A 19,203-nucleotide genomic window follows, 5' to 3' on the forward strand; every position below is an offset into this window, starting at 1 on the left:
TACCTGGTTGTGGGAAAAGACCGCTGGTCCTGCCGGGGGAAATCTTTCCGCCGCCAACGCTTCAAAAACAAATGCAACCAACCTGCAGACAGGAACTTATACGTTCCGGTTAACGGTAACCGATAACAACGGCGCCACTGCTACCGCTTCAGTAAACGTCACCGTATTGCCCCTGGAAAATAAGGCGCCGGTAGCCCAAACGCAGGGCGACAGAAGCATTCAGCAGCCAATGAATTCATTCATCGCAGATGGCAGCTCTTCTTATGATCCAGATGGTAATATTGTGAAGTATGAATGGTCACAGGTAGAAGGACCCGCCACCGCAAATTTAAAAAGTCCGGATCAGGTGCAAACACTGATCAACAGCCTCAATGCCGGTAAATACCAGTTCAGGCTTACCGTTACGGACGACAGGGGCGCTACCGCTACCACTACCTTTAACTTAACTGTACTTGGCAACGACATCGTTAGTCATACGGAAGATTCATTGGGTATATTCCCGAATCCGGCCACGCAATACATCCGCTTACGGATTGTGAGAAGCGGTGCAACGCCTTTGCAGGTGCGGATTTTCGACATGAATGGCCGTATGCAGCAACAGATGAGGTATACTACTCCGGATTCATTCCAGACAGAAGTAAACATCAGCAATTTATCAAACGGACATTTTATAGTGGATGTGAAGTCGGAAGATAGCAGTTATAATAAGAAAGGACGTTTTATAAAAGTAACCAACTAGATTTTTTCCCAGGTACCACTGGATGGCTGATATTGACGTATAGGGCGGGCAGGGTTGCCCGCCACTATTGTAAAAGGAGGAACGTCTTTGGTAACCACACTGCCGCCTGCTACTACAGCATGGCGTCCGATGGTTACTCCTGCGGTAATAACGCTGTTGGCGCCAATCCAGCAATCTGCTTCTACAACAATTTCTCCAACGGTGCAGGGCTGCAACGCAATAGGAACATCAGGATCCTGGTAACCATGATTTAAACCGGATAACACAATGTTCTGTGCCAGTATAACATTGTCGCCTATACGAACCGGGCCAATTAACACATTACCTATCCCGATCCTTACATGGTTGCCAATAATCACCGCACCCATGCCATTATTTACCGTAGCAAAATCTTCTATCGTGGAGTAACTTCCGAGGGTAAACGTATTAAATGGCAACACGTCCATCCGTGTGCGTCTTCTTATGAGGGAACCCTTTCCCTTTTTATGGATGAAGGGGTTGATAAACAACCGCACCCACAGGCGTGGACGGGCCTGATGCTTTGGCATCAGCAGGTACAAAGCCAGTTTCTTCAAACCCGGGTGTTGTTTCAGTTTGTCTTTTATACTCATAATCAATTACCGCTGGAATTTAAAATCGCCTGATAAATGGCCGCAACGGAATTCTCCCAGGTATGTGTACCGGCAAAGCGGATACGTTCAGTGGCCAATCCCGGATCAGCATTTTCTGACAGTGCTTTTTCAATCAGTGGAACATAGTCGTCCGGTGTAGCTGCCAGGTAAACATGTTCCCTGAACAACTCCATCGTTTTAGTGGCGGTTGCTACTACCGGCTTACCCATTGCAAGGTATTCATCGATTTTCAACGGGTAATTACCTGCCGTTACTTCATTGATCACCTGTGGATTAAGGCATACATCAAAAGACTGCACATAGGCAGGAAGCTGCGACAGATCTTTATGTCCTGTAAAATAAACGTTGGGAAGGTGGTGGAGCTCAGAAGCTTTGAAGTCATCATCTTCCGGACCAACCAGTACCAGTTGCCATCCCGGTCTTTCACTGGCTATCTTTACCAAAACGGAGATATCCAGCCGCAGCGATTTAAGCGCGCCCACATAACCAATGATGGGGCCTTTTCCTGTTGGCACATCATCCGGAACAGGATGTTTGTCGGCCGCATTAAAAAGCCGGAGGTCACATCCCTGTCCAACATAATAGCTGGAAGGATTATACTGCTGCAGCATTTCTTTGAGATATAAGGAATTGGCTACCGCGGCATCGGCCTTGGCGATGTGTTGTGGTTCAAGCCGGAGCCCGTGCTTTTTCCAGTAAGGCACGCCCAGGAGGTAGTCCCTGCTGTAGTATACATAACTGGAAGGCCGTAGCATTTCTTTGAGATAAAAGCCCCGGAAGATGTCGTTATCATTAAATAAAATGATGTCTTTGAAATTCATTTCCCGGACAGCCTCCATAATACTGTCTGCAAACTTTCTGTTATTCCGCTTGTTAAACCAGGAAAATAACGGTGTAAAAGGGAGCCAGTTAATAGACTCCAGTATGGCAGATGGATAATAGTTCCAGAGGTTGTCACTGATGGGAACAATACCCGGAACTTTTTTATGGATGGCATTCAGCTGGTATTGCACATGCGGATCTTGTCTCCCCGTCATAAGGGTATTTCTGTCCAGCGGAGCGTTAACATATAATACCCTGTTATGCCGGGCGAATTCCAGCGCAATATTTTTACAGTTGCTTCCAATAGTGGTGTACCATTGTTGCAGCCCTATTACAACGATATCTCTGTTTTGAATTAAAGGCACGATAGCAAAGGTGTAGATGATGTATAACGGTTTCTTGAATTAAATGTGCAGGTCTGCCGTTGGGGATGGTTAAATATTGAAGTTGCTAACTTAAATACAAAGTAAATAAAAAAAATCGATATTATTGAAGTATTACGATAAGAATCGTTCTATAAAAAAAGAGGCTATGTCAGAAACAGTAGAAATAAGAACATTGACCGTCGAGGATTACCTGGACCTGAAAGAATCTATGGTGTCCGCTTATGCCGATATGGCTGGCAGTTACTGGCGGGAGCCAACTATACAGCGGCTCATCAAGCTTTTCCCGGAAGGGCAGATAGCGGTTACGGTCAATGATAAAGTAGTAGGTTGCGCGCTGGCTATTATAGTGGACTATGAAAAATTCGGGGATAGTCATACCTATGAGCAGATCACCGGGTACTATACTTTTAACACACACAACCCCAAAGGGGATACGTTGTATGGAATCGAGGTTTTCGTGCATCCCGACTATCGGGGGAAAAGACTGGCCCGCCGGTTATACGATGCCCGTAAAAATCTCTGCGAACAACTAAACCTGCAGGGGATAGTGGCCGGTGGACGCATACCCAATTTTGAAAAGTTCTCCGACCGGATGTCGCCCAGGGAGTATATCGAGAAGGTACAGGACCGGGAAATTTATGATCCCACGCTCACTTTCCAGTTTTCGAATGATTTCACCGTAAAGAAGATCCTGAAGAACTACCTGCCCAACGACGAGGCCTCCAAAGGCTTTGCCACGCTGCTGCAGTGGTTCAATATCTATTATGAAAAAGACCAGGACACTATCCGGTACAACAAATCAACGGTACGCATAGGGCTGGTACAATGGCAGATGCGCGATTATGGCAGCCTGGATGGTTTCCTGCAACAGGTGGAGTATTTCATTGACGCGGTAAGCGACTATGGATCAGACTTTGTTGTTTTCCCGGAACTCTTCAACTCCCCGCTGATGAAAGAGTTTAACCAGATGGACCCCGCCGGGGCTATCAGGGGAGTGGCCCAATACACGGAGCAGTTAAGGGAAATATTCCAGCAGCATGCAGTAGCCTATAATGTAAATATCATTTCGGGGAGCATGCCCATTGTGATCGATGAGGTACTCTACAACATTTCCTACCTCTGCCGCCGGGATGGTACTTACGAGCAATATATCAAGATCCATCCAACTCCCGGTGAGGTAGCTGCCTGGGGAATCAAGGGGGGAAGTGATATCAAGGTGTTTGATACGGATTGCGGCAAAATAGGGATCCAGATCTGCTATGATGTGGAGTTCCCGGAGCCTTCCCGTATCCTGGCGGAACAGGGCATGCAGATCCTGTTCGTTCCTTTTATGACCGATACGCAGCATGCCTATAACCGGGTGCGGTTCTGCGCACAGGCAAGGGCCGTTGAAAATGAGTGCTATGTTGCTATAGCCGGCTGTATCGGTAATTTGCCGAAGGTAAATAATATGGACCTGCAGTATGCGCAATCCTGCGTGTTTACCCCATCGGATTTTGCGTTTCCCGTAACCGGTATAAAAGCAGAATCAACGCCAAACACCGAAATGGTGGTTATCGCTGACGTGGACCTGGTATTGCTGAAAGAATTACACGCCTTTGGAAGCGTACAAACTAAAAAGGATATCCGGCGGGATTTGTATGAAGTGAATTATAAAAAGAAGTGATAATTAGACATATAAATAAGGAGGATTTTTGAATTATAAATGGATGTAATTTGAGTCCTGAAAATAAATAGGGTAACGGCTTGCGGAGGCTTGCTGTTATCCTTTTTTAGTTTTAAATTCAGTGTAAAACCCCTAAGTTATGAAAGATCAAGCCTATTATCCTTCCTGGAAGAATGTATCCAAGTACAGGCAGTATCTTGCCTATTTTAGTGAGTATATCCGGTATAACGACTGGAAATCCCTTCAGGCGTCCCTTAAACTCGTTTTATTAAACAAACCCTCTCTGAGCGAATGGAAGGCAAAATCAGCGATGGGACTTTTCCGGATCCGCGGAGGCACTACCGACTTTCAGTTTATTAATTACGCCTACGAGAAGCGGGTGCGCGACTTCCTCAAGGAGCAGGTGGAAAACAGGAACATCGACGGGTTCATTGATATTGGCGCCTGCATCGGGGAGTATGATATCTGGCTGGCGGGAAAAGGAATCCCCTGCGTTGCCTTTGAACCTGTAAATTATAAAGCCGTTCAGGAAAACATCGGGCTCAATCATGTGGAAGGCAAGGTGAAACTTTATGCCTGCGGTCTTGGCAGCAAGCAGGAAAAGGTGAACTTCAATATTATGAGCACTGTTACCGGGTCCAGTTATATCGACAGGGATAGTGACAAGGAAGGTAATATCCCTATTGAAAAACTCGATGACCTGATCCCCGAACTGGGATTTGACCTGCGCAGTAAGATCATTATAAAGCTGGATGTGGAGGGAATGGAGACAGAAGTGCTGGAAGGGGCACGGAATTTTATCAGCAAAGCTGAACACCTGCGTATCATTTTTGAGCGCTATGAAGGTGACAATACTGTAAATGATAAGTTGAGCTCACTGGCCAATTTTACTTTCGACCGGATAGACCAGTTTAACTACCTGGCTACAAAAATATAATCAGTCTCTTTAGGATGATAAGGGCAATACATGTTCATTTGTGTATTGCCTTTCGTAGTTTTACCACCTTATAGGCGTTAAACAGATGTTTTTTATTTGTTATGTATAATGAAACGTACAATGATTTTAAATAATGAAAATCATGTAAAATATTTCTTCTTTAGTTATTGATAATTAATAAATTGAGAGATTTAATTAAATGAACGCTATAACTAAAACAACCTGTTTTCCCTTGTTCGTAATAAATTACGCCCGGAAAAAGGAGGTTTTAATTGAACCATTACTGTAGACATATTGTTTTAATCAACTGATAACCATAAAATTAAAAAATAGTAAAAAGATGAGCAATAAGATCAATTTAGCACTGCAAATCATTCCTTCAGTGCCGTCAGAACAGGTATACGCGGTAGTTGACGAAGCAATTGCAGTGATTAAAGATTCCGGTGTAAAATACAGGGTATGTCCTTTTGAAACGGTGATGGAAGGAACCTATGATGAGCTGATGGAAGTAGTGCGTAAAACCCAGGAAGTATGTTTTAAGGCCGGCGCATCCCAGTTATTAGTGTATATAAAAATGCAGATAAGAAAAGACGGGGATGTTACCATTGAAGAAAAAACAGGGAAGTATGACAGCATATAACCATTTTTTTTTATCTTACTCACCGAACTAAAGGAGAGCCATAATATGAGATACGCCGCCCCGTTGGATGATAACTCGAAGATTGTAACGAACCTGGTCATCATTATCACGCTAGTGTTTTTATGCAGACAGATGACGGATGTTTCGCATGATGCCGTTACCACTACCATGTTTTTATTTATCCTGGTACCCGCCATCCTGGTGGCCTGGTGTCTGAGCCCCCGGTATTATATTCTAACGGCTACGACTATACTTATCAAGCGCCCGCTGCATACCATCACTATTCAGCTGGAAGATGTGGTAAGACTGAGAAGCGTTACGGAAGAAGACCTTGGCACAAGCTCCCGCTTACTGGGAATAGGAGGCATTTTCGGGTACCTTGGTACCTACCGTTCCAGTGAAATAGGGAAGTACCAGCGCTGGTGTACCAGCCGGGAAAACCTGGTGCTGATAGAATCACTCAACAGGAAATGGCTGATCAGCCCTACCGGTGCAGATGATTTTGTAAAGCGGGTGAATGCCACCATTAACGTACCAGCTTAAAATAACCGGGCTGAACTGAAAAGGGTTCCGGCTCCATCACCTGGCTACCCGGGAGTGGGACCGCCCTTACTTGCCGAATGCTTCTCCAGTGCCCCGGACTTGCGTATATTATGGATCATCCATGCACTATCCATACACTCCTCATGCACTATTAATGCACTCCTCATGCACTCCTCATGCACTATCCATGCACTATCAATGCAAATAGCGTAAAAAAGAGCGGCTGACCCTCAAGCCTCATTTGACTTTTGGATCAGCCGCTGTAATACTCCTTATCATATTATTTAATGGAAGAAGAGATATCCGAGTAATATTGCGCAGAGCATGCCAAAGAAGTCGGCAATCAGCCCGGCCGCCAGGGCATAACGTGTAAGCTTGATGTTTACCGAGCCAAAGTACACCGCCAGTACATAAAAGGTGGTTTCTGTAGTACCCTGTATAATGCTGGCCAGTTTGCCTACGAAAGAATCCGGTCCGTGCGTTTTCAGGATATCCACCATCAGCGCGCGGGCGCCTCCGCCACTCAGCGGCTTCATAAAAGCTACCGGCAGGGCAGGTACAAAATCCGTATTGAACCCCATTGCCGCAAACAGCAGCCCGATTCCGTTGGTGATATAGTCCAGGCAACCAGTGGTCCGGAATACGCTGATCGCTACCAGCATACCCACCAGGTAAGGAATGATTCTTACAGATACCTGGAATCCCTCTTTCGCCCCTTCAATGAAGGCATCATATACATTGATCTTTTTCACGATCCCCGCCACCAGGAAAATAATGACGATGCTGAAAATGATCGCGCCGCCGAGGGAAGCCGTTTTAGGGCCTATCTCCGCAGGAGGTAAACTACGTACCCAAAAATATAAAGCAGCCATAATCCCCGCAAACAGGGTCAGGAATACCAGCACAGGTAATTTAAAGAGATTGATTTTTTGGTAGATGGAAACCACAAACATCCCCATGATAAAAGCCATGAACGTGGATATCAGGGTAGGGATGAAGATGTCTGCCGGGTTAGCCGCGCCTGCGGCCAGCCGTATGGCAATAACAGAAGTCGGGATCAATACCACGCCGGCAGTATTCAGTACCAGGAACATGATTTGCGGATTACTCGCTTCTTCGGGCTTAGGATTGATTTCCTGCAGCTCTTTCATGGCTTTCAGTCCCATTGGCGTGGCGGCGTTGTCCAGCCCCAGCATGGTGGCGGAGAAGTTCATCATCATGGATCCCATCGCCGGATGCCCTTTGGGCACTTCCGGGAACAACTTGGAAAAGAAAGGGTTTACCAGCCTGGAAAACCGGTTGATCATCCCGGCTACCTCGCCAATCCGCATGATACCCAGCCATAAAGTCATGATACCAGCCAGTCCCAGTGAGATCTCCGCACCGGTTTTGGCGCTGGCAAACATGCCGTTCATGATCTCCCCGAAAATAGACGCATCATGTAAAACTACTGACTTGAAAAGTGCTACAACAAATGCAATAAGAAAAAATCCCAGCCATACGTAGTTTAATGCCATTAGATTATTGGTTTATTCAATCAACAAATAAACTAAAATAAACCTATCTTTGCGCAAATTTTAAAAAATGGCTTTGCAAGTTGGAATTGTAGGATTGCCGAATGTAGGAAAATCGACTTTATTTAATGCGGTGAGCAACAGCGCTAAGGCGCAGGCCAGTAACTACCGCTTCTGTACTATAGAACCTAACGTTGGCCAGGTGGACGTACCTGACGAACGTATGCATAAACTGGCAGAGCTGGTAAAGCCTGACCGTGTGGTGCCTACTACCATCGAGTTTGTGGACATTGCCGGCCTGGTAAAAGGCGCCAGCAAAGGGGAAGGTCTGGGAAACAAGTTCCTGGCCAATATCCGTGAGGTAGATGCTATCGTGCACGTGATCCGCTGTTTTGAAGATGAAAACATCCTCCGCGAAGAAGGCGACATCAACCCTGTCAGCGATAAGGAAATTATTGACACCGAATTACAGCTGAAAGACCTCGACAGCGTGGAGCGTAAAGTAGCCCGCACCGAAAAAATGGCTAAAACCGGTGGCGATCCAAAAGCAAAGATCGAATTTGAAATACTGAAAAGATGCCAGGAACACCTGGAGAAAGGCCGTAACATCCGCGAACTCGGTCTTAGTAAAGAAGAACGGGTAGCCATTGCCGACCTGTTCCTGCTCACCGAAAAGCCGGTACTGTACGTTGCCAACGTAGATGAAGCCTCCCTTCATACCGGTAACAAATTTTCCCAGGCCCTCCAGGAATCTGTGAAAGCAGAAAATGCACAGGTAATTATCATGAACAACACCATCGAAGCACAGATCTCCGAAATGGAAGATCCGGCCGATAAAGAATTGTTCCTGGGAGAATATGGTCTCACTGAACCTGGATTGAACCGCTTAATCCGTTCTGCCTATAACCTGCTGGAACTGATCACTTACTTCACTGCCGGCGTGCAGGAAGTACGTGCCTGGACGATCCACAAAGGCTGGAAAGCACCACAGGCCGCCAGCGTAATCCACACCGATTTTGAGAAAGGCTTTATTAAAGCCGAAGTAATTGCCTACGAAGATTACGTGAAATACGGATCTGAAGCTGCTGCCCGTGATAATGGCCGCCTGCGTATTGAAGGTAAAGAATACATCGTTGCCGACGGAGATGTAATGCACTTCCGTTTCAACGTTTAAAAATACTTCTGGATAAGATCCACGAAGGTTACAACAAAAAGACGGGCCGGCCTTCCGGCCCGTTGCTATGTTACCCCTAACGTATATGCATATATTAATTATATAACCCCCGCGCTCCGAATTCAAAATTCTTTTATTAGCTTAGCCACCTATTTTTAATGTTAGCTCATGCGTATTGTCAGGAACGTAAAACTTTTTTTCCGGGAAGGAAACTCGGATAAGACCTATGAAATCGATCTTTGTGAAGTTGGCCCGGAACAGTATATTGTTAACTTCAGATATGGTAAACGCTTTGGTACGCTGAAAGACGGCACCAAAACAGTAAGCCCCGTAACATTATCTGCCGCCACCACTATATTCGATGGTCTTGAAAAAGAAAAAAGAAGTAAAGGTTATCTGGGAGAACAGGAGGCTGTTCAGGATCTGTCGTTTACACCGGTAGACACTACCCTCGTGGAAAATGTGAAGCACCGTGCCATCCTGAAAAGATTACAGGATGCGGTAGAAGGGAAAAGCAGCTTTAAAACTGCCTGGAGAACCTCCCGCGTAATATGGCGGGCCGGTGAAGAAAAGATAAAGGAAGCAGTGCCCTACCTGATCAAGCTCGTGGAAAAAGGCGACGGACTGCAACGCTATGCAGCCCTCTGGGCGCTGGGCAAGTCGGCCGATCCCGCCGCGGCACCGGTGCTCCGCTCTTATGCCGATAACAGCTCCCGCCCGCTGAACATCCGGATGCTGGCCGCCAACGGCTTGTTGCTGGTACTGCCGGCGGAAGAACGCGCAGAACATGTGCGTTCCTACCTCCAACGGCTCCCCGAAGTTTTCCAACAGGCGGTTGCCAAAGGAAATACGGAAGAACTGCTGGCACTGCTGCAGCAACGGGTGATCACACAACAGGAGCAAAGCTATCCTTTACTGGAAGACCTATACATCGTAGCCTTTGAACAGCCCGCAGTAAGGATTGCCATTGGCAACCTCCTTATGCACCTGCCTTTGAGGCCCTCCTGGTTCCAGCATATCCGCCATATCTTCAAACAGGCGGAACTACGCGGCGATCAGGGAATCGTTGCCATCCTGGCCGCCCGTTTTGAAAGGGAAAACGCCATGTTCAGGAATCCGGGTACAAGAATAGATTACAACGATAAACCGTTTGTTCCTGCCACTTACATACACGAACTGGAAGAATCTGTACAGGCAGATAAGGAACTGAAAAAGCCCACCAGCAGGGTAGCCTTTTCAGACAGAACCCGTAATTACCTTCATTACCGTGTATTCCGTAACCTGCGCCAGTTCGGGGAACAAAACGACGACCATTACGTTCGCCTCGCCACGGCCCTGTTGCTGCAATATGAAGAAAGCAGGGATGCTGCCAAAGAATACCAGACCCGGGAACATACCTGGGTGAATGGCCGCTACGTGAGCTTCTACCGCCAGTTCCCGGCTAACTCGAAGTTGGTATACCTCAACTATATCCTCCGCGGAAACGCCGCCAACCTGCAACTAACGCCCGATCGTAAGGAATGGGTTTTCAAAGACGAAGGAGCACCTAACGCACAGGGACAAACGAAACCGGTACTCGGCGCCAACCCCGACGCTGCGAAGGACAAAGGCGGCCTGCTGAAAAAACTCTTCGGCTGGCTGGGTGGGGAGAAGAACCTGACCGCATCCGCCGTACCGCCCGAATATAAATCCACACAGGCATCTTCACCTGCAAAACCGGTGAGCGATGTACCTTTTCTGCCGCTATGGCAAAAGTTACCACAGGCTTTTATCCAGCTGCTGGTATCCGCCCGCATGGAAGTGATCCACATCTTTGCGATGGAGCAACTGAAAGCACACCCGGATTACAATGCCCTGAAAGATAAAATGGATGAAGGCGTGATTGCCGGACTCCTCGCCAACGCATTCTCCATTCCATCTATGTTTGGTCTGGAACTGGCCAAAGAAAGATATGATCCCGCCAATCCGTCGTTGCGGTTATTATATATATTGGTGATGAGCCCACTGGATCTGGCCCGCCTGCAGGGTTTGCAGTGGATCAACGACAATGAAGCCGTTTGCTTTGCGGACATGGACTTCCTCATGCAGCTGATATTCTCACCATATAAAGAGGTGCGTAATTATGTCCGTAAACAACTCAAACCGGTGCATTTGCCACTGGATAAGATGCGGGTTCTCAGCGCAAAAGCAATTACTGCACTGCTGGCGCTGAAAACATCCACACCGGCGGGTAATGAAAACCTCAACGACGGCTGCGATATCCTGGAACAATATTGCCGCGAGGCACTAACGGAAACGGGCATGCCGGATATAGAAGCATTGCTGCAAAGCCCGGTGCCAGCCGGTCAGGCTTTCGCTGCGAGGCTGCTGCTCCTGAAACAGGGACAGTTTAACTTCAGCGAAGTATCTGACGCTATGCTGAAGCGCCTCATCAGCAATGAGTTCCAGCCGGTAAGAACCGCTGGCGTAAGAGTGCTGGAAGCAATAGGCACGGATGAATTGTTGAGAAGACCGGAACTGGTACTCCATATATTATTAAGTACGTACACGGATGTACGGAACGCAGTGCGTCCCCTCATCAGCCGGTTGGTGCAGCAGGATAAACGCCTCGCCGTTTACCTGGTCAATGAACTGGTGCCGTTGCTCATGCGTAAGGAAACTGCCGAAGGCATGCATGCGGATATTGAAGCCACTCTCAGCAATGAGCTGGTAGACTATTTACAGGACATCGACACGGCTACTGCGTTACGCCTGTTATACGCCAACTACAGGTCGGCACAGCAGTTCGGATTGCTGGTGCTGGATAAATATATCCCGGCATCGGCTTTATCCCTGAAACAGGTGATTGCCGCCGGTAACCACGAGTTGCTGAAAGTAAGGGAGTGGAGCTGGCATTTCTATTACAACAACGCGGCGCGTATCCGTTTTGAAAGGGATGCCGCCATCGGCATGCTCGATGCAAAATGGGACGACACCCGGCAGGAGGCCATGGAGTTTTTCCGGACGCAGTTTACAGATAACGACTGGTCGCCGGAAACACTGGTGGCAGTGGCGGACAGTGTACGCCCAGATATACAGGCATTTGGCAGGGAACTGCTGCTGCGCTTCTTCCGCGAACAGGACGGGCAAACTTACCTGTTGAAACTTAGCCAGCATCCAAGTGAAAGCATGCAGTTATTTGCCACCAACTACCTGCAGCAATATGCCGCCGGCAACCTGGTGTTTTTGCAGGAGCTGGAACATTATTTCCGGGTGGTACTGAGCCGGGTAAATAAGGCCCGCGCTGCAAAGGAACGGATCTTTGCATTCCTGGAGAAGGAAGCCATGAAATCCACAGAGGCAGCCACTTACATCGGTCATATTATTGCGCATATATCTGCTACAGTAGCCATTGGCGACAAAGCCCGCTGTATCGCCATCATGCGCAGTATACAGGAACGGTATGCCGTGGAGCTGCCTATTGAAATAGTGCCAACAGCGATTAGAGTATCCTAAAAAGTAATCCATTTATGTTATTCAACTACAGATACAGCGGAAACTCCAACGTGTACAGCAATGCCACTGCTGCGGGCATTTCTTTTGCACCGGATACCCGTCGTGATCCCACTTTTTTTGTGGGCAAGCTGCATAAAAAAATAGCCTTCCGGGAAGCCATTTCCGCCCTGCACGATGTAGTGGTGTCTGATCTGCGCTTTAAACCGAAAGATAAAACAGCCTACAAGGAATGGGCCGCCCAGCAGGAAACGGTGTGGCTGGCGGAATTCATGAACGGCTATGACATGCAGGCCGCTGATCAGCGGATAGAGGCCCTGAGGGGAGAGCTCAACAGTATTTACCAGGAGCAGGACAAAGTGATGGCTCCGTTTTATAAAGCCCGCAAACATTATTTCGATTATTTATACCAGAAGGACCGCGACACATGGTTTGTGCTGGACCCGGTAATCAGCGTGCATCCGGATGAACTGTTCTTTGAATGTTTCAGCCAGGATGAATCTACCTACGGAAAGCTGAGTGCCAGTTATAATGTTTTTAAAGAAGTGAACGAATTTGAATGCGGTACTACCAACATTGATTATTCCGCTTCTTTATATAACGAGTTCCAGAAGATCCGTGATTATAAGGAAACAGATTTTAAGATTGATCCGGGAGGCTTCCAGGTGCAAACCTCGCAGGAGGAACTGTATCATGAAGTAAAGATCGACTTGCCCGATAGCTGGGTGAGGGGATTTCTGCAGGTAAGCTCTGCGATGACGCTGCCCGCAGCAACGTTTGATCTGCATCCGATGGATGTATATAATTTCTGTTCCTGGCTGCGGCGGTTCAAAGAAAAACGCGGTCCCCGTTCCATCCGTTTTATACTGGAACCCGGCAAACCCGTACGTGCTGTGTTTGAACCGTGGAACCAGGAAATCGTATGTGCGAGATCGTTATACACCGGCCCGCAAAGCAGGGAAATCAGGATATGGGGGAGAAGACGGTTGCTGATCCTGGAAAGGCTGATTCCAATTGCAAAGAAATTCACGGTGCATCTTACCGGCAACGGGCTGCCATCCTTTTATGTGGCGGACCTCGGCGATATGCAGTTTACGCTGGGGCTCAGCGGATGGACCGCCAACGACTGGTCGCGCGCCGGGCAGTTCGACCTCATGGCGCCGAGAGCAGAAGTGAATGACCTGGCAAAGCTCACCGTTTATGAAGACCTGAAAACCAGGTGGATGGCCAAACCGGAAACAATTGTGGCGGCCACTGGTCTGGATAGGGCTACGGTATTGGGCGCACTGGGAATTTATACCCAGGCAGGCAAAGTAATTTACGATCTGCACACCGGCTTTTACCGTCTTCGTGAGCTGAGCCGTGAACCATTGCCGCTGGACCAGCTGCGCTTTGCCAATCCACAGGAGGGCGAAGCCACCAAACTGGTGCAGGCCGGAAAAGTAGAGCTGACGGCGACCGACATCCCCGGAGTAGGTTTGCAACTGAAAGGAACTATAAAAGGTGCGCAACGTATATACCATCCCGTTATAACCATTGATGCGGATGAAAGATTGAGTAATGCGCACTGCGATTGTAATTTTTATAGTACGAATAAATTATACAAGGGGCCGTGCGAACACATGCTGGCACTGCGTATAGCGCATTCGGAAAATAAAGCGGTAAAATAATTTAAGGAGGTGTTTTATTTCCGGAAATTATTTTCTACCTTGCTGACTCGTTAATAACAAAGATCTTTGTAAAGAGGAATTGATTGCACTTGCGCCCGAAAAGGGACGAATGATGTTTCGTCATTCAGGTATTCTGACTATACATGCTTCACTAAATGCAATCTTTACTTTGGGAGGGGCCTACTGTACGCATATTTCCAGTAGAAGCCCCGGGGGCTGAAATATGCGTACAGTAGGCCCCTCCCTGGAGTTGATTGATTTAGTCAATGGTTTGCACGAAGGCCTTTTCCTCTTTACAGAATTTGTTTCCCCCTCAGCAGGGCTGCGCCGCCGGCCATTTTCCACCTCCTTTTATTTTATACACCCGGATATTTATTAGGGATATACTCCGTTATCAAAATCATGAAACTGAATAAATACAAACATATTTATCATGTCCTTAACCCGTCAACAACTGTACGATAAGATACGTGCATCCTCTAAAGAGGAATATATATTACAGGAAATGACACGCCTGGGTTTCTGGGCCGAAAATGTTGCGCAGCCTTCACCGGCGGCTACGCTCATCCAGAAGGAAAAGGAGGTGCGCCGGCAACTGAACGATCTTCTCAGCGAGCGGCAGAAATACCGCAACAAACGGGCAATGCTGGAAGACATGCGCAAAGCCCGCATGGCAAAAGCCAAACTGAAAAGAGAAGAAACAAAACAACGCCGCGAAGCTGCCCGGAAAGAAAGAGCAGCGGCATGGGCCATCACCAAAGAGCAACAGATTGTATATCTCGGTGAAGAGGTATCTGCCGGCTTAAATAAAGTGACGCCGGATGTAGCGCAACTACAAAAGTTCGGATTGCCTGTATGGGCCGACGCTACCGCATTGGCCACTGCGATGGGAATCACCATCGGCAAACTGAGGTATTTATCGTTTAACCGTAAAGTGGGCCACCATACCCACTACCAACGTTTTCAGATTCCCAAAAAATCCGGCGGCGCCCGCACCATTTCTGCGCCCATGCCACAGCTGAAAGCCGCACAACACTGGATCCTGGAAAATATTCTCTATAAAATAAAAAATGATGAATCTGCCCACGGCTTTGTACCGGGTAGATCCATTGTTACCAACGCAACGCCACATACCGGTCAGGATATCGTGATCAACATCGATCTGCGCGACTTCTTCCCGTCCATCGCATACAAACGTGTAAAAGGATTATTCTGTAAACTCGGATATGCTGAACAGGTAGCTACCATACTGGCGCTTATTTGTACAGAACCCGAAGTAGATGAAGTATTGCTCGATGGCCGCAAATATTATGTGGCTAAAACAGCCAGGCATCTCCCGCAGGGAGCCCCTACCAGCCCTGCTATTACAAACCTGATCTGTTATAAGCTGGACAGGCGTTTTGCAGGTTTGGCGGCAAAATACGGGTACGCCTATACGAGGTATGCAGACGATATGACTTTTTCTGCCAAAGGACCCGCTGCAGATAAAGCAGGGCAGTTACTGCGCGCCGTGAAAATGTTTGTAAAGGAAGAAGGCTTTACCATCCACCCGGATAAATTAAAGGTGATGCGTAAAGGAGATAAGCACGAAGTAACAGGCATCGTGGTAAATGAAAAGCTGAGCCTGGACCGTACTACCCTGCGTAAATTCCGCGCCCTGCTGCACCAGGTTGAAAAAACAGGTTTAGCTAACAAAAGCTGGGGCAAAGGAAAAAATATTATCAGCAGCATGGAAGGCTACGCCAACTTTGTATACATGGTAAAACCGGAGCTGGGCGCAAAGCTGAAAGCCACGCTGGGCACATTGTTACAAAGGGAAGATATTAAAGCAGAAGCCCGTGGTTTATGGACGGGAGAAAGCACCGCGAAAAAAATTACGCCACTGGTAAATGCCACACCGCTCAACAATCCAACCACCTCATCAGACAAACCCTGGTGGGATGTAGTATAGCAACTGACTAACAAACATAAAAAGCCCCGGGTATTATTTTCTGATCAGAAAACAGTATCCGGGGCTTCTTCTTTTTATAAATTTATAAATTATAACCGATAGAAATATAGCCTTGCATGCCAACAGTAGGATTACCCCACGACTGCACATATTTCTTGTTCAGGATATTGGCGGCGCCCAGTTTTACCGTGGTTTTAGCCTTCGGGAAAAACTTGCTCACCATCGCATCCAGTGTGCCATAGGCAGGAATTTCACTAAGACCTGCAGCATTTAAATTAGGTCCTACAAATGAAGATTGCCATATAAAGGATTCCTGCCATTTCCATAATATATTAAAAGCAAAATTGGAATTGGCTATGTTGCGGTTACCGAAATTCAGGCTGTAGCGCACCTTTGGTGTGTTGTACATGGTCATGAACGAACCCAGGTCTTTTTCATTGGTGAGTTCATTATACGAGATGTTACCCCCGGCGGTGAAATTAAGCGGCAGGCTGTAATCCAGTCCCAATGCCCATCCCCAGGAGTGTACCACTTCTGTGGCGCTTACAGGTATAGAGAAGATATTATTTTTGGTAGGGTCAGCAGTGGGTTGCACCAGCACCTGCGTACCATTCATATTTTTAAAATCATTTTTATAAATGTACGCATCCACTAACAGTTGTTTTGCGATCACTGCTTTATAACCTATTTCATATGCCTGGATTCTTTCCGGGAGGAATTCGCGGAAAACGTACTGTTTAGGAGCGCCCGCCTGTACTGACTGGAGGGAGAATACCGGTCCTTTATCCAAACCATAGCGTTCGCGGAGGAAAGGTAAACCACCGATCAGGTGTGCCTGCGGCGTTACGAGATCAATATATTGATCCTGGTTGTGCGGGATGCGGAAACCTGTTTGATAGGAAGCGCGGATATTGTGCGTACCGAGGAAAGTATATACTGCCGACAAACGCGGACTGAACTGGCCTTTGAAGTTCATGTTCTTGTCATAACGCAGGGAGCCGGTCAGTTTTACGTGATCGTCTATCAGCTTTTTCATGACCTGTACATAGCCGCCATATTCATTGATACGGAACTCATCGCCGTTGTCGTCCACCGCAAACAATGTTTTTTCGGAGTTCAGCGCATAGCGGCGGTAGTTACCGCCTACCAATATTTCTGCAAAATGAATCAGGTTATGAAAGTTGTACATGAACTCTGCCTGATACAGGTTGGTTTTATCGGTAAACTTGGCGCCAACGCCGGAAGCGTCGCCGGGGATGGGTTTGTTCTTCACCTTATCTGCGGCAGCATCAAACTCCGGTGTGCCGGGAATCAGGCGGCCCTTGTCGGCGTTGGTTCTGGCAGCGCCGATGAAATTGGCCTGTTGCGACTGAACGGCGGCCTGGGCAGCAGCAAATGCGGCAGGAATTCCTTGTCCGAGGTTATTGGTAAAAGTTGTTTTAAAAAGATTGCCTGCTGCAAGGCCGTAAGTACCGAAGTATTCAGTATACCATTGCTGGCTGGTTTTCCAGGCTTCATTGATACCGGAAGCCAGCGTACCACCGGCGTAGCTGTCGCCCGCCCTTTCCTGCGTAGTATATAATCTTACATAGAAGTCTGGGCTCTTCAATTCCACTTTATACTGGCCCATGTTGAAGTTTTTCAGGGAATACCTGTCAGCTCCTGTATACACGGTGGTACCGGAACCATAGCTACCCTGCAAAATGGCTTCGAGATTGGTGGTTAGCCGGTAGTGCAATGCTGCGTTCAGTTTCAGGTTTTTGGTGGTATAATCTACTACGTCCGCTTCATTGTAACCGGTGCGGGTTACGTTCGACATATTCTGCGGAGGCAGGATAGCGTTATATAATTGATCTGGTGTGAGGGCGCCTCCCAGTTGCTGTGATAATGCAATCATTTGTGGCATCAGGGAAGGTTTCAGGCCGGTGTACATATTTACCGTATTCTCATCTCCATATACATTCACCCCGTTATAGCCTTCATTATTGGCGCGGGTACCGTTTTCGAGGGTATGACCGTTTGCCAGGCTCTGATCCCGGTGGTCATATGCCTGCCAGTCCTTCGCCTGTAAATAGCCTACGTTCAGCTTAAAGGCCACTTTATCACTAAAGGCATGCGCGTAACGTACAGACACATCGTAATAGCCGGTAGTGGCGGTGGAGCGGCCGGCATCATTCAGGAAGCCGGTTTTTACGAGGGCGCTTAATCCCTGGTACTGGAAAGGGTTTTTGCTGTTCATCAGCAGGATGCCGTTGAGGGCATTGGGGCCATACAGTGCGGAAGCCGCGCCGGGAATGAGTTCCATGTTGTCGAGGTCCACTTCAGGAATACCCACCATGTTGCCCACCGCGAAATTGAGGCCGGGCGCCTGGTTGTCCATTCCGTCGTTCAGTTGCAGCACGCGGGTATTACCATTGCTGTTAAAGCCGCGGGTGTTCACTGATTTAAATGTTAAGCTCTGGGTGCTCATTTCAACGCCTTTGAGGTTAGCCAGCGCATCGTAATAAGAAGGCGCGGGAGAGGCTTTCAGGGCGCGGGTGTCCAGCTTTTCGATAGACACCGGTGATTGCAGGATGCTTTCCTGTGTACGGCTGGCAGCAACTACTACTTCCTGGCCGAGGATTTCGGTGGAGCTGAGTTCTATCGCCACTTTATCAGTAGCGGAAGAAATTTGCTGTTCCTCCGTTTTAAAGCCTACGTAGGAAAACACCAGTGTTAACGGGAACGCATGTGTGGTTCTGAGCGTGAAAGCGCCTCCGCTGCCGGTGATCGCACCGGTATTGGAGCCTTTAACTGCTACGGTTACACCAGGCATGACGTTGCCGGAACCTTTTTCGCGTACAGTACCATTAATGGAGACAGGGTTTTGGGCCGAAATTATCTGGGTTAGGGATAATAAAAGCACCAGACAGCCAATGAAGGCTTTGATTAGAATGCTTCTCATACACGATGGATTTATAAAAGGTTTAGACTCGGTTTAAATAAATATAACGAAAAAAAACCGCATATAGCCATCGGGAGTGCAGGGGATTAAAAT

The 19,203-nt window shown here is 47.8% G+C and carries 13 protein-coding genes; 9 read left to right on the forward strand and 4 right to left on the reverse strand.

Annotation, left to right across the window (positions count from 1 at the left end):
- On the forward strand, nucleotides 1-739 hold a 739-nt coding region (locus PV783_RS19410; protein ID WP_420989236.1), incomplete at its 5' end, for a PKD domain-containing protein.
- On the opposite strand, the gene PV783_RS19415 is transcribed toward PV783_RS19410, so the two are convergent.
- Both PV783_RS19415 and PV783_RS19420 read right to left on the reverse strand, forming a co-directional pair.
- The gene (locus PV783_RS19415) at nucleotides 736-1,350 is read right to left on the reverse strand and encodes an acyltransferase (protein ID WP_079467409.1); all 615 of its coding nucleotides are present in this window, start codon (nucleotides 1,348-1,350) and stop codon (nucleotides 736-738) included. The genes PV783_RS19410 and PV783_RS19415 overlap by 4 nt on opposite strands.
- A 2-nt stretch (nucleotides 1,351-1,352) precedes the next feature.
- Nucleotides 1,353-2,558 carry a glycosyltransferase gene (locus tag PV783_RS19420; RefSeq protein ID WP_420989237.1) on the reverse strand — a complete coding sequence of 402 codons (1,206 nt, stop codon included), beginning with the start codon at nucleotides 2,556-2,558 and terminating at the stop codon, nucleotides 1,353-1,355.
- Nucleotides 2,559-2,724: 166 nt separating this feature from the next.
- Between PV783_RS19420 and PV783_RS19425 the strand changes: the two genes are divergently transcribed.
- The 4 genes from PV783_RS19425 (at nucleotide 2,725) to PV783_RS19440 (ending at nucleotide 6,365) form a co-directional block, all read left to right on the forward strand.
- On the forward strand, nucleotides 2,725-4,245 hold the full coding sequence (locus PV783_RS19425; protein WP_079467407.1) for a bifunctional GNAT family N-acetyltransferase/carbon-nitrogen hydrolase family protein: 1,521 nt from the start codon (nucleotides 2,725-2,727) through the stop codon (nucleotides 4,243-4,245).
- 139 nt (nucleotides 4,246-4,384) lie between these two features.
- Nucleotides 4,385-5,182: an FkbM family methyltransferase gene (locus PV783_RS19430; RefSeq protein WP_420989238.1), complete on the forward strand. Its 798-nt coding sequence runs from the start codon at nucleotides 4,385-4,387 to the stop codon at nucleotides 5,180-5,182.
- A 340-nt stretch (nucleotides 5,183-5,522) separates the two neighbouring features.
- A complete protein-coding gene (locus PV783_RS19435; protein WP_420989239.1) occupies nucleotides 5,523-5,822 on the forward strand; it encodes a thiamine-binding protein in 300 nt (99 codons plus the stop codon).
- A 45-nt stretch (nucleotides 5,823-5,867) separates the two neighbouring features.
- Complete coding sequence (locus PV783_RS19440) at nucleotides 5,868-6,365, forward strand: PH domain-containing protein (protein WP_420989240.1); 498 nt, start codon at nucleotides 5,868-5,870, stop codon at nucleotides 6,363-6,365.
- A 284-nt stretch (nucleotides 6,366-6,649) separates the two neighbouring features.
- Here the strand turns inward: PV783_RS19440 and PV783_RS19445 are convergent, their stop codons facing one another.
- A complete protein-coding gene (locus PV783_RS19445; protein WP_111578107.1) occupies nucleotides 6,650-7,882 on the reverse strand; it encodes a nucleoside recognition domain-containing protein in 1,233 nt (410 codons plus the stop codon).
- Between the two features lie 67 nt (nucleotides 7,883-7,949).
- Between PV783_RS19445 and ychF the strand changes: the two genes are divergently transcribed.
- The 4 genes from ychF (at nucleotide 7,950) to PV783_RS19465 (ending at nucleotide 16,166) form a co-directional block, all read left to right on the forward strand.
- A complete protein-coding gene (ychF, locus tag PV783_RS19450; RefSeq protein ID WP_079467402.1) occupies nucleotides 7,950-9,053 on the forward strand; it encodes a redox-regulated ATPase YchF in 1,104 nt (367 codons plus the stop codon).
- Between the two features lie 168 nt (nucleotides 9,054-9,221).
- Nucleotides 9,222-12,548 (forward strand): HEAT repeat domain-containing protein, encoded by a 3,327-nt coding sequence (locus tag PV783_RS19455; RefSeq protein ID WP_420989241.1) that lies wholly within the window; start codon nucleotides 9,222-9,224, stop codon nucleotides 12,546-12,548.
- A 14-nt stretch (nucleotides 12,549-12,562) separates the two neighbouring features.
- Nucleotides 12,563-14,215: an SWIM zinc finger family protein gene (locus tag PV783_RS19460; RefSeq protein ID WP_363435995.1), complete on the forward strand. Its 1,653-nt coding sequence runs from the start codon at nucleotides 12,563-12,565 to the stop codon at nucleotides 14,213-14,215.
- A 433-nt stretch (nucleotides 14,216-14,648) separates the two neighbouring features.
- Nucleotides 14,649-16,166 carry a reverse transcriptase family protein gene (locus tag PV783_RS19465; protein WP_420989242.1) on the forward strand — a complete coding sequence of 506 codons (1,518 nt, stop codon included), beginning with the start codon at nucleotides 14,649-14,651 and terminating at the stop codon, nucleotides 16,164-16,166.
- A gap of 82 nt (nucleotides 16,167-16,248) precedes the next feature.
- Here PV783_RS19465 and PV783_RS19470 read toward each other — a convergent pair whose 3' ends face one another.
- Nucleotides 16,249-19,110 (reverse strand): TonB-dependent receptor, encoded by a 2,862-nt coding sequence (locus PV783_RS19470; RefSeq protein WP_420989243.1) that lies wholly within the window; start codon nucleotides 19,108-19,110, stop codon nucleotides 16,249-16,251.
- Nucleotides 19,111-19,203 lie beyond the last annotated feature (93 nt).

Source organism: Chitinophaga sp. CC14, from assembly GCF_048957795.1.
Classification (GTDB): domain Bacteria; phylum Bacteroidota; class Bacteroidia; order Chitinophagales; family Chitinophagaceae; genus Chitinophaga; species Chitinophaga ginsengisegetis.